This is a genomic window from bacterium (assembly GCA_037143175.1).
In the GTDB taxonomy this organism is placed as follows: domain Bacteria; phylum Verrucomicrobiota; class Kiritimatiellia; order CAIKKV01; family CAITUY01; genus JAABPW01.
On the sequence record JBAWZF010000009.1, the window covers coordinates 1 to 11,736 of the forward strand.

General features: G+C 50.8%; 12 protein-coding genes. 8 read left to right on the forward strand and 4 right to left on the reverse strand.

Annotated elements, in window-relative coordinates; genetic code table 11:
• Nucleotides 1-207 (reverse strand): hypothetical protein (locus tag WCI03_04985; protein MEI8139206.1); only part of this gene is annotated, 207 nt, incomplete at its 3' end.
• A gap of 207 nt (nt 208-414) precedes the next feature.
• Here WCI03_04985 and WCI03_04990 point away from each other — a divergent pair.
• From WCI03_04990 to WCI03_05005, 4 genes are all read left to right on the forward strand, one after another.
• Nucleotides 415-558 (forward strand): BrnA antitoxin family protein, encoded by a 144-nt coding sequence (locus WCI03_04990; GenBank protein ID MEI8139207.1) that lies wholly within the window; start codon nt 415-417, stop codon nt 556-558.
• Between the two features lie 148 nt (nt 559-706).
• Nucleotides 707-991, forward strand: a complete 285-nt coding sequence (locus WCI03_04995) for a DUF2442 domain-containing protein (protein ID MEI8139208.1) — start codon at nt 707-709, stop codon at nt 989-991.
• Nucleotides 984-1,244, forward strand: a complete 261-nt coding sequence (locus WCI03_05000) for a DUF4160 domain-containing protein (protein ID MEI8139209.1) — start codon at nt 984-986, stop codon at nt 1,242-1,244. The genes WCI03_04995 and WCI03_05000 overlap by 8 nt, the downstream gene beginning before the upstream one ends.
• 72 nt (nt 1,245-1,316) lie before the next feature.
• Nucleotides 1,317-1,769, forward strand: a complete 453-nt coding sequence (locus WCI03_05005) for a pyridoxamine 5'-phosphate oxidase family protein (GenBank protein MEI8139210.1) — start codon at nt 1,317-1,319, stop codon at nt 1,767-1,769.
• Between the two features lie 212 nt (nt 1,770-1,981).
• On the opposite strand, the gene WCI03_05010 is transcribed toward WCI03_05005, so the two are convergent.
• The 3 genes from WCI03_05010 to WCI03_05020 are packed head-to-tail and all read right to left on the reverse strand — an operon-like array spanning nt 1,982 to nt 5,966.
• A complete protein-coding gene (locus WCI03_05010; protein MEI8139211.1) occupies nt 1,982-3,250 on the reverse strand; it encodes an RsmB/NOP family class I SAM-dependent RNA methyltransferase in 1,269 nt (422 codons plus the stop codon).
• 16 nt (nt 3,251-3,266) lie between these two features.
• Nucleotides 3,267-4,640, reverse strand: a complete 1,374-nt coding sequence (locus tag WCI03_05015; GenBank protein ID MEI8139212.1) for a M20/M25/M40 family metallo-hydrolase — start codon at nt 4,638-4,640, stop codon at nt 3,267-3,269.
• A 9-nt stretch (nt 4,641-4,649) separates the two neighbouring features.
• Nucleotides 4,650-5,966: a PhoH family protein gene (locus WCI03_05020; GenBank protein MEI8139213.1), complete on the reverse strand. Its 1,317-nt coding sequence runs from the start codon at nt 5,964-5,966 to the stop codon at nt 4,650-4,652.
• 104 nt (nt 5,967-6,070) lie between these two features.
• Here WCI03_05020 and WCI03_05025 point away from each other — a divergent pair, with 104 nt between their 5' ends.
• The 4 genes from WCI03_05025 (at nt 6,071) to WCI03_05040 (ending at nt 11,735) form a co-directional block, all read left to right on the forward strand.
• A complete protein-coding gene (locus tag WCI03_05025; protein ID MEI8139214.1) occupies nt 6,071-6,940 on the forward strand; it encodes a metal ABC transporter substrate-binding protein in 870 nt (289 codons plus the stop codon).
• A 186-nt stretch (nt 6,941-7,126) separates the two neighbouring features.
• Entirely contained in the window at nt 7,127-10,219 is a 3,093-nt protein-coding gene (locus tag WCI03_05030) for a response regulator (GenBank protein MEI8139215.1), read from the forward strand.
• A gap of 44 nt (nt 10,220-10,263) precedes the next feature.
• Nucleotides 10,264-11,241, forward strand: a complete 978-nt coding sequence (bioB, locus tag WCI03_05035; GenBank protein ID MEI8139216.1) for a biotin synthase BioB — start codon at nt 10,264-10,266, stop codon at nt 11,239-11,241.
• 59 nt (nt 11,242-11,300) lie between these two features.
• Nucleotides 11,301-11,735, forward strand: coding sequence for a hypothetical protein (locus tag WCI03_05040; GenBank protein MEI8139217.1), 435 nt, complete (start codon nt 11,301-11,303; stop codon nt 11,733-11,735).
• Nucleotide 11,736 lies beyond the last annotated feature (1 nt).

Sequence of the window (11,736 nt, forward strand, 5' to 3'; positions counted from 1 at the left end):
GGTGTTATTAAAGAACAGTTCGACTGCGGAGCAGTTGAACTGCTCTCTATAGGATAACCGCCAACCAGTTTTTGGATCGCGACAGCTCGCACGCTCGCTGCGGGTTCGCCGTCCCCTCATCGCTGACGTTGGCTGAATGGTGATGAATAGATCAGCAACCCTGAAGGGGTTGAAGTCCAAAGCCAGGGGTGGAACCCCTGGACCCATGGAGTGGGCGGGGACAGTGAGGCCAAGTTGAGCGAAGGAGTCTGAATGGTGAGCTTCCACTCAGCACAGCACGGAAGAACTTTAAGGAGTTCGGAGCGAGTGACAGGCGAAGCGTCCAGCACGTGCGGAAACCAATGCCGGATGAAATCTGAAAGATGAGGCGAATCATTTCGGCGCGCAAAGCATTAAAACATGAGGTCAAACAGTATGAACAATAAATTTGATTTCAGTAAAGCGCGCCGCGGTGCGGTCGTGCCCCCGTCGGGGAATAAGGTTCGCATTACGATTCGACTGGATCGTGACATCGTGGAGTGGTTCAAGTCTAGGGTTGAGCGCCAGGGTGGCGGCTGAGACGGTGACACCCATGCTGGATAAAGACGGGAAGTGGCGTGTATCGGGCTATTACATCAAATAAGACTGCAGTTGTAGGTCGGAAATGTAATAGGAAAATTCTGGAAACCAGATTGCGGCTTTTCTTGGAAACTGGTATTTTAACCTTATGAAGCACATTATTAAAGTTGAAACACTTAATGACTACAAGTTGCGTTTGGAATTTGATGATGGTGTGGTTGGAATTGCGGATGTTTCCACCCTGGTTGGGAAGGGTGTCTTTTCGCTGTGGCGAGATGTTGCCGAATTTCGCAAAGTATTAATTGGGTCATCGGGAGAATTAGTGTGGGGCGGGCAGATTGATCTATGCCCCGATTCACTCTACATGAAGGTTACTGGACAGCAGCCTGAAGAGATGTTTTCCATTCCTAATTTGGAGAAGGCTTGTGCCTGAGATATCTAGATTCTTTGGTATCGTCATCAAGATGTTTTTTGATGATCACAATCCTCCCCATTTTCATGCATATTATGGCGAGCACGAGGTGCTGATTGACATCCATCATCTTTCTGTCTTTACTGGATCGATTCCTCCTCGTGCCTTGGGTTTGGTTATTGAATGGGCGACGCTTCATCAGGTGGAGTTGCTGAAAGACTGGTCTCTAGCTAAAAATCAACAGTCTTTTGATCGAATTGCCCCATTATCATAAGCCCCCAACAACACAATGCTGGCTATCGGCGCTACGCTCCTCAGCCAGATTGTGAACGTTCGGTGAGAAACAATGAGACGCGATGACAGAGCAATAAGCATCGAGGAAGCAAGAAGTCTTCTCGAATCAGCCGAATACGGCGTCCTCTCTATGGCATGCCAAGATGGCTTGCCGCATGGTATTCCCCTGAACTTCGCACTTGATGGGGACAGCATTTACTTCCATTGTTCGCTGGAGGGCAAGAAGACCGAGATTCTCTGCGCGAACCCGAGAGTCTCGTTTTGCGTGGTCGGCCGCACGGAGGTATTACCCGAAAAGTTTGGAACCAAGTACGAAAGTGCTATTGCCACAGGTTCCGTGGAGGAACTTTCCGCCAGGGAAAAGAGACCAGGCCTGCTCCTGTTTGTTAGGAAGTACTCGCCCGACTACGTCAAAGAGGGGCTTGAGTACATCGATAAACTCATCGATAAGACCAGGGTTTTCAGGATGCGGATGGAATCAATCACAGGCAAGGCCCGCAAATGATCAGACACCGAACAACCGCCTCCATGATAATATCGCTCCGCTCGAAATCATGAGGCGGGGCGTTAACCAAAGCAGATTCCTTAAGCTTGAGCGTGCCGGAGCGCATTATCCTTGTCTATGAGTCACGGGTTCAAGGACTTGGCGCAGAGTTTCTTCTGGCCATTGATGCAACATTAGCGAGCATCCTGGTGCCATCCTGATCATCCCAGAGGCTAGGATTTTTTTAATCGTGCGACAAACATTCCGTTGCAGGGTCCGTCCCACGGCATAAACTGGAGTTTTCCGGTGCAGGGGGTCCCGTTCATGGGATTGATAAATGACTCAAGTTTAAAGTCCGGTGCAGTGGCCAGAAATCGCATGACGATGGCATCATTCTCCTGCGGGGTCAGCGTGCAGGTGGCGTAGACGAGCACGCCTCCCGGCTTTAAGCGGGACGAGCACGCGTTTAGCAAACCGGTCTGGATGGCCGTCAGGTCAGCCACCCGTGCTTCGGTGGTTCGCCATCGGGCGTCCGGATTACGATGCCAGGTCCCGATTCCCGAGCAGGGTGCATCCAACAGAATCCCGTCAAAGCCCCCTTGAGGCGGCGACTCCTTCAGCCCGTCCCATTGCGCCACGGTGACGGTGCGAATGCCCGTCTCGAGAAGTCTTCGCTCCAAGCTTTCCAGAATAGTTCGGCGGATATCCGTCGCCAGAATGGAGACGGAGGCTCCGGCCAATTCGGCTAAATGGAGAGTTTTCCCCCCGGAACCGGCGCAGGCATCCCACCAGCGTTGGTGGGGCTGCGGGTTACAGATCAGGGTGGTGGCCTGTGATGCTAGATCCTGGATATCAATTTGATCCCGGATGGCGCGGGGCAGGGAGCGCAGATTGATGCCCCGGGGAACGGCAATCGCGGAACGAATCACTGGGTGGGGAGTCGGTTCGGCGTTCAGTTCCTTCAGCGCGGTGAGAACGGAGTCACGGGTTTCCGGCTTGGCCCGCAGCCAGGTGGGGAGTGAATTTTGGAAGGCACTGATAATCCGCTGATCCGGTAGATGGAGCAGGGGAATTGCCCAGCCGGGAACCAGTTGGGCGCAATCCAGTGAATGACCCGTCCGCTTCCCCAGGGACAGGGCTTTTTCGTCGAGCGTCATCGAGCCCATCGGGCTCAAGGCGGGAGTCGTGATGGCGCAGGTGGCGGCCAGCTTGGCCATGGCCGGATGGAGTTCTGTTGAGTCCAGTAGATGGGCAAAAATTGCCGCAACCCTGATGTCGGGAGCCACGATATCCAGCCAGCCTTTCCACCGGAAATAGGAGAACGCGGTTCCGGAAAAAAGGCGCCTGTCCCGTGAGCCGAATTCAGTGTGTTCCCGGTAAAAACGTGACAGCAGTGAGTCGAGTGGCTGCCCCGCCTGTGCGGCCGCCTGGGCTTGCTCAAGCAAGGCGACCAACACTTCGGATTGGCGGTCATAGATGCGTTCGGAGCGTAATGGATTCATGATGATGCTTCAGGGTTTAGCGGGACTGACCCAGTCGGGACAAGAAGAGCCCTGTATAGAGGAAGCCCATCCTGAATTGCTCGAGAGAATAAGATTCATTTGGAGCATGAATATTGTCTTCTTCACTTCCGAAACCGACGAGGAGGGCCTCTCCACCAGCGATTTGGGGTAAATAAGACAGGATCGGAACGGAGGCCCCTTCCCAGAGGAATGCGGTGTGGAGTTCGGATAGCTCTCCTAAAACCTGGCGTGCTATTTTAACAGAAGGGGATGTTAGATTCCCTCGAAAGGCCGGGCCCCCGATTCCCTGTTCGATGATGGATAAGTTCAAACCGGTCGGGAGATGTTTGTGGAGATGTTCCGTAATCAGTTTCAGAATGCGTTCAGACTCCTGACCGGGAACCAGCCGTGCTGAAAGTTTCGCCATCGCACTTGCAGGAATGATGGTTTTGCTTCCCACTCCGCCATATCCGGCATGAATCCCATTGATATCAATGGCAGGGCGAAAACCGGTGCGCTCAACTGGTGTGAAGTCCTGTTCCCCTGCCACGGGCGGAACTCCGGTTACCGATTGGTACCAGACGGGGTCAAGCGGGTTGGCGTTGGCCAGTTTCCGCTCTTCGTCTGATGGAGGCTGAATCCAGTCATAAAAACCGTTGATGGCCACCCGGCCATCTTCTGAATGGAGCGAGGCGATTAATTTGCACAGTCCAATAGCGGGATTAGGCACACGCCCTCCATGAACGCCAGAATGCAGGTCATGATCCGGCCCTGAAACAACAAGGGTCATATGTGCGATCCCTCGAAGCCCCATCGTAATGGTCGGCGCTCCGGAACTTACGGCGCTGGTATCGGCGGCCATGACGATGTCAGCCTTTAACAATGTGCGTTCTTGAGCCAGAACCTTGAGCACCTGCATATTGCCGGTCTCTTCATCCCCCTCAATCAGGATTTTGACTGTGCATTGGAGTGCGTTCTTTTGAATGAGGGTCTCAATGGCCTTGAGTGCGGCAAAGAGCTGCCCTTTATTATCCTGGGCTCCACGAGCATACAGGCGCCCCTTGATCAGGGTGGGCTCGAATGGGGGAGTTTTCCATAATGCAACGGGGTCTTCCGGTTGGACATCATAGTGGCCATAAAAAAGAACGGTGGGGGAACCGGGCTTGCCTGAACGTTCCGCGAATACCAGAGGGTGGGATGCGGTTGGGATCAACCTGGTGTTGAACCCCATGCCCTTCAGATGGGCTATGAGCCAGTCGGCGCACTTTACGCAATCAGGCTGGTGCTTTTCGCTGATGCTAACACTTGGAAAACGCAGAAATTCCTTCCACTCTTGGATAAAGCGTTCTGAATCTGTGGTGAAGAGGGCGTCCAGTTGGATTTTATTCATGGTGTAATGTTATAGCAGGTTGGCCGCGATGGCAGCCAGGGTGCTGCGCTCGCTTTTGGTAAGGGTCACATGGCCATGAATTGCCTGGGTTTTCATCCGCTCCACGGCGTAGGCCAAGCCGTTACTACTTGCGTCCAGATAGGGGTTGTCAATCTGGTAGGGGTCGCCGGTCAGGATCATTTTAGTGCCTTCACCAGCACGACTGATGATCGTTTTGATCTCATGCGGGGTGAGGTTCTGGGCCTCATCCACAATCACGAACTGGCGGGGAATAGAGCGCCCGCGGATATACGTCAGGGCCTCAAGCTCAATGATTTCATCTCGCATCAGCTTGTCAATTCGATCGCGAACGGTGTTCTTGTGTTGCTCATTGGTACCACTTTTGAGCATGAGATAGGTGAGGTTGTCAAAAATAGGCATCATCCAGTTGGCAAGTTTCTCCTCCTTATGCCCGGGCAGATATCCGATATCTTTGCCAAAAGGCATAATAGGGCGCGTCACAAGAATCCGGTCATAACGTTTCTGGTTCAGTGTTTTTTCGAGGCCAGCTGCGAGAGCCAGGAGCGTTTTTCCGGTTCCAGCTTTGCCCACCAGCGTGACAAGATGAACGGAGTCGTCCATCAGGAGTTCCAACGCCATGCGCTGTTCGCGGCTACGGGGCTTGATATGGAAGACGCTCTCGATTTTGGAGTTCATCGGAATAATCGTTCCGTTTCCGCCAGCCCGGCCCAAGGCGGTCAGATGCTCTGTACCTTCGGAAATAAGATTAACGAACTCATTGGGGAGCAGATTGAGATCGGGAATTTCCACGCTATGGTTGGCATAGAATTCATCAATAACCTGGGCTTTGACGGTCACTTCCCGATAGCCGGCGAAAAGTTCTTCAAAATTAATCTTTTCCTTTTCAAAGTCCATTACCTCAATGCCGAGTGCATCCGCCTTGATGCGGGCGTTTATGTCCTTGGATACGAAGTAGACACGTTCGCCCTGCTTGTGTAGCCAGTAGGCGACGCGGATGATTTTATTGTCCGGGACTTCATCCTCCAGGCCGGAATCTTTTGCTGGGCTGGGGGAGACCATGATTTTGAGGATACCGCCGTTTTCCATCCGAACACCTTCCCCCAGGCGGCCTCGTTCGCGGAGTGCATCAAGTCGGCGAATAACGCCGCGCGCATTACGCCCGAGTTCATTGGTTTCCTTTTTGAATTTATCGAGCTCCTCGATCACCGGCATCGGCAGGATGACGGTGTTATCGGCGAAAGATTCAATACAGGTGTGATTGTGGAGCAAAACGTTGGTATCCAGAACAAATGTTTTATCACTCATAATTAATGTGCGATCTCCTTTGTAAGCCATGAACCTCTGAAATACTATTGTCATGATGAAGGTAGGACTTGGCAAGCAATTCCTCTTGCGAGTAGAGTCTGTTTATGCAGAAGAAAATTTTCATCATACTGGTGCAGACTTTGTTTCTTGGGAGTTTATGCGGGGCTGGGGAAAAAGAGCACATGCGAACAATTGTGGCAACTTTCTATCCGATTCGCCTGGCCCTTATGAATATCGTTTCCGGGGTAGAGGGGATCCGGGTTATTGCGTTGGCAGATTCAGCGACGGGCTGTTTGCATGATTATCAGTTGACGACACGTGATATGGCTACACTTTCAACGGCTGAGGTATTGGTTGTGAACGGGGCAGGTTTGGAAGCATTTCTTGAAAACTGTGGGAGTAGAAGACCGGGACTGAAGATCATTGACGCAAGCGCGGGAATCAATTTGCTTGTGTCAGGAGGGGGCACAAATGCTCATATATGGGTCAGCCCGAGCCGGCATATCATGCAAATTCAACGGATTGCTGATGGGCTTGCCGGATGGGATCCCGTGCATGCAGATCTGTATCAGAAAAATGCCTCTGCCTATATTGCCCGATTGGAGGCCTTGAAAAGGAAAATGGATTTGAAATTGCAACAGATTCGGAGCCGGGAAATCATCACTTTTCATGAAGCTTTTCCGTATTTTGCAGATGAATTCAAGCTCAAGGTGGTCGGAGTAATTGAGCGCGAACCAGGTTCTGCCCCTTCCGCTGCTGAGATGGCGTCTCTTATCCAGTTGGTTCGGACGACTGGAGTAAAGACTCTTTTTGTTGAACCTCAGTATCCAGCGAAAGTGGCGACAGCGATTTCCCGAGAGACGGGGGCGGGACTCTTCACATTGGATCCTGTCGTATCAGGTCCGAATTCCACTAATGCTTATATCACCATTATGGAACGGAATCTGGTGGAGCTTGAGCGGGGGCTTCGCTGATATTTCTGTATGGAAAGGATGAGGTAAAGTGTAGGATTCGCGACGAATTGATGGGATAAATAAGAACCCATGCAGCCACTCAAGAAAGTGTAAGTCGACGTGAATAATTTTTTCGTTGATCATCTTGATTTCGTTTATCTCCTTTACGGACTGATATTTTTTCTCCTCGCCTTGACGGTCGGCTCTATGGTGAAAAGACGCGGGAACAGTGCGGATTGGCGCTATTTGTGTGCTTTTGGCGTTTTGCATGGGCTCAATGAATGGTTGAATATGCTGGTCCCGGCAATGGGGGCGAAGCACTGGTTCAGTATTCTTCATGGGCTGATTTTGACCGGATCCTTTTTCTGTCTCTTTGAGTTTGGCCGGCGAAGTGTTGTTTGGAACCGGAAGTGGAAAGCAGGGGTTTGGATTTATTACCCCGGACTTCTGGTAATCCTGCTGGGTGTGAAAGTGGATCCAAGCGACTTCACCGCGTTAATTCGTGTAAATTTAGGTTTCCCCGCCGGGATTTTGGCTGCGCTGGCGTTATGGCAGGGTGGAATGATGCCTGGTGATGAACTGCGGCGAAGCCCTAATTTTGTTGGGCCATGGGCTTTATGCCTTTACGCTGTGATTACAGGATTGATTCTGCCGTCAGCCCACTTCTGGCCGGCAAACCATTTTAATGAACAGTGGTTCCTGGCCAATACCGGCATTCCTGTCCAGGTATTCCGATGTCTTCTTGCCGGAGCGTTGACGCTGATCCTTTGGTATGACTATGACAACTGGAAAGCCCGTACTTATCCTTCCGAGTTTGCCCGGCGTATCCGGTATGTGCATTGGATTGCGTGTATAGCGGTAATGATTGTTGTCTGTGCAGGTTGGTTCTTAGTTGAACGTGCTGAGCAACAGTGTCGCTCGGAGCATGAGCGACGTCTGATGAGTATATCGCGAGGCATGGCGGCAGTCATGAATGCACGGGAAGTTATGGAGTTGAAGGGTAATAAAGATGACCTGGAAGCGCCGTCATATCTTGATTTAAAACGGCAATGTCAGCGGATTTGTGAAGCCGATGCCTTTATTCGTTATGTGTATTTGCTGGCGGTTCGGGAAGGTAAAGTAGTGTTTCTGTTGGATAGCGAGCCCGGACGATTTAGCACAGAGTCGGATAAGGCCCTTGCCGCCCCGGGTGAGGTGTATGAGAGCCCACCTGCGGAAATTATGGGGGTTTTCCACACTCGAGTGCCTGTTGTTTCTAAACTTTATTCTGATGCATGGGGCATGTTTGTATCGGGGTATGCCCCGATTCTGGATGCTGCAGGAAACGTGGTCGCGTTACTGGGAATCGATGAACCTGGGGAACAATGGCTTTCGGATATCGCTTTTGCGCGCATGTTACGTTTGTTTTTGACTGGTGGTGGCCTTCTCTTGCTGCTGTTGTTTACAGTTTTATGGCGACGTGAAATTGAGGAATCCCAGATTAAAAATGCGGTTGGACGGCGTATGCAGCAGCATCAATCCGCCTTGCTCAAAATTGCCAATTCCTCTTTTGTAGCCGATGGTAACATTTACATGATGGCCCGTGCGGTCACCTGCGTGACGGCGGAGGTCATTAATGTCGAGCGAGTGGAATTTTGGTTGAAGATGAAAAATGACGAGAAATTTCGTTCTGAGGATGTTTATCAAACTGGTACGGCAACTCATACATCAGGGCGGATTTCCTGTGTTGCTGAAGGAGACTCTTATCTGAAACTCCTGGAAGAAGGGCGTGCTGTTCTCTCTTCAAATTTTCAGAACGATGATCGATTCGACGTTATCAGAGAGGAGTTGGGGGGAGATGCCAGGGCTGTGCTTGTTGCCCCGCTGCGCGTGTCCGGTAAGTTGTCCGGCTGGCTGACAGCCATTCAGACCAGCAAATGTCGGAACTGGCTGACTGACGAAATGCGTTTTGTCGCCGAGATGGCAGATCAGGTCACGCATACCCTGATAAATAATGAACGCAGGTTGGCGGAGGAGGCGCTACTGAAAGCGCATGGTGAGCTAGAGATGAGGATTCAGGCACGGACAGAGGCATTATCGCTGAAAAATGAAGAGCTTTCACGGGAGATAAATGAACGGCTTCGGATCGAGGATGAAAAACGGAGCCTGCAGGCCAAGATGCAGCAGGCCCAGAAACTCGAAAGTCTCGGGCTCATGGCTGGTGGCATCGCACATGATTTCAATAATATTCTGATGGCGGTTCTAGGGAATGTTGAACTGGCTCGTTTGGAGACGCCGGCGGGGTCTCCTATTTATGATTATTTGCAGGACATTGATAAGGCCTCGTGTCGTGCCGCTGAACTTGCCAGACAGATGCTCATCTATTCTGGCCGTGGTCATGCCAGTATTCAGGGAATAAATTTGAACGATATGGTGAGCGATATGACCAGCATGCTGAAAGTGTCACTCGGGAAAAAAGTTCAACTTGCATATGAGCTCGAACCAAATCTTCCCCTGGTGGATGGCGATCTGACGCAATTGAGGCAGGTCCTTATGAATCTTGTGATTAATGCCTCCGAGGCCATCGGGAATGAAAATGGATTAATTAGCCTGAAAACGGGTGTCATTCAATGTGACCATGTCATGTTTTCGTCGATGTGGTTAAAAGACGATCTGCCGGTAGGAAAGTATGTATTTGTTGACGTCATTGATTCCGGTTGCGGTATGGATGAGCCCACTGCTAAACGTATCTTTGATCCTTTCTTCACAACTAAATTTACCGGACGAGGATTGGGCTTGGCGGCAGTGCTTGGTATTATCAAGGGCCATCATGGCACAATAGATGTTGTCAGTCAGGTGGGGAAAGGGACGAGGTTCAGGGTTCTTCTTCCGATGGGTTGTAAGGAATCTGATAAAGTTATTCTGGCCCCTGATGCGGACAAGGCGGCTTGGCAAGGATCTGGAGTCATTCTCCTGGCAGATGATGAGGAAACGGTCCGGACTTTAGGGCGCAGAATGTTGGAGCGGATTGGATTTACTGTTCTTGAAGCCTCTGATGGTAATGAGGCGATAGATGTGTTTAAGAAGGAGCATGCGCGCATTCTTTGTGTATTGCTGGATTTGACTATGCCTAACATGGATGGAAAAGAGGCTTTGGATATGCTGCGTGAAATTGACCCTGTGATGAAAATTATTTTATGTAGCGGATATATGGTGGATAATATCGTGGAAAGTTTTCCTGATTGGAACGTTTCCGGGTATCTTCAAAAGCCATATAAACTTGATGCACTGGTATCCGTGTTGCAAAATGTTCTTAATTAATGATTTTTGCGTGGTTTTAACGCCCCTTGAGAGGAAGTGTTGTTGTGGAAGTTCAGGACTGGATCTCGATTGTCAGAGCTATGGATGAGGATAAGGCCATAGATGATGTGACCGCTGTGGCCGTGCTGCAGGCGGACGCGGATGACCTTCCCCGCCTGATGGATGCGGCAACCCGGGTGCGGGCACGTTATTTCGGGAAGTACGTTAATTTATGTTCGATTCTTAATGCTCGTAGCGGAGCCTGCAGTGAAAATTGCTCCTATTGTGCGCAATCGTCCCATCATAAAACAAAAGTGGAGATTTACGCGTTGAAAGACGCCGGGAAAATCGGGGCGGCGTATCAGTCGGCAGGGCAAACCCCGATACGTCGTTATGGGGTTGTGACCAGTGGTGACGCTCTGAGTGAGGCTGAGTTGGATGAGGTGTGTAGGGCCATACGGGCGAATTCAGCACACCCCGTCTTATGGTGTGCATCGCTGGGAGGTTTGACACAGCAACAATTAGCACGCCTGAAGGCGGCGGGCATGCGACGGTATCATCATAACCTTGAAACCGCTCCCAGTTTTTTCAATACAATCTGTACCACACATACATTTGAAGATCGCTTGAGAACCTTGCGTTTGGCCCGCTCTGTGGGTTTGGAACTTTGTAGTGGCGGATTGATGGGGATGGGTGAAACGCTTGAGCAGCGCGTCGAGTTTGCGCGTATTCTTGCCAACGAGCAGGTCGATTCTATTCCATTGAATTTTTTGGTACCGATTCCCGGTACTCCTCTCGAAAATCAGGAACCCATGTCTCCGCTTGAAATACTCAAAATGGTGATCATGGTACGGCTGATGGTCCTAAAGGCGGATGTACGGGTTTGTGGCGGACGCGGGCATTTACGTGATCTCCAGAGCCTGCTGTTTTTTGCCGGCGCAACCTCGATCATGGTTGGACCATTATTGACGGTGCCAGGCCGTGAGGTGAAGCATGATGTACAGATGATTACTGATCTTGGCCTCGAAATTGAACAAAATTGAATTGTGTGGATTTCAAAAGATTAAAGTGGTAGGGATAATGGAATCAGGAGGAGATGACCATGGCTAAAGATAAGGAAATCCACGATCCGAACGATATTCGCGATTCTGATATCGTTTTTGATTGTCCCTTTTGCGGTAAAAGTCTTGCCATTGACTGCCGTGGCGCAGGTTTGACAATTGCCTGTCCTGATTGTAGCAACAAAATCGAAATCCCCATTCCTGAAGGCATGGAGGTCTCCGACATCGATAGTTCGGATGCCGACAAGGCTGTTCGCATCATACATATGCGCGAAGTGATCTCCGATTCACAGCAGCGTATTATGGAATTGGAAGAGGAAGTGAAAGATGTCACTTTACGCCGGGATGCCTTAGAAGCCAATCGCACTGAGAACGCCTTGCGTTTTGAAGTCATTGAGCGGGAGGTGGCGAATATTCAGCGTTCCCTTCTGCGCATCAATGAAGTGTTGAACAGTGCTATTGGCACAGGCTCTTAAT

Excerpts from the sequence above, each read along its gene's own strand:
- WCI03_04990 (MEI8139207.1), top strand. The coding sequence starts at position 415 with ATGAACAATAAATTTGATTTCAGTAAAGCGCGCCGCGGTGCGGTCGTG.
- WCI03_04995 (MEI8139208.1), top strand. The coding sequence starts at position 707 with ATGAAGCACATTATTAAAGTTGAAACACTTAATGACTACAAGTTGCGT.
- WCI03_05005 (MEI8139210.1), top strand. The coding sequence starts at position 1,317 with ATGAGACGCGATGACAGAGCAATAAGCATCGAGGAAGCAAGAAGTCTT.
- WCI03_05010 (MEI8139211.1), bottom strand. The coding sequence starts at position 3,250 with ATGAATCCATTACGCTCCGAACGCATCTATGACCGCCAATCCGAAGTG.
- WCI03_05015 (MEI8139212.1), bottom strand. The coding sequence starts at position 4,640 with ATGAATAAAATCCAACTGGACGCCCTCTTCACCACAGATTCAGAACGC.
- WCI03_05020 (MEI8139213.1), bottom strand. The coding sequence starts at position 5,966 with ATGAGTGATAAAACATTTGTTCTGGATACCAACGTTTTGCTCCACAAT.
- WCI03_05025 (MEI8139214.1), top strand. The coding sequence starts at position 6,071 with ATGCAGAAGAAAATTTTCATCATACTGGTGCAGACTTTGTTTCTTGGG.
- WCI03_05030 (MEI8139215.1), top strand. The coding sequence starts at position 7,127 with ATGGTGAAAAGACGCGGGAACAGTGCGGATTGGCGCTATTTGTGTGCT.
- WCI03_05040 (MEI8139217.1), top strand. The coding sequence starts at position 11,301 with ATGGCTAAAGATAAGGAAATCCACGATCCGAACGATATTCGCGATTCT.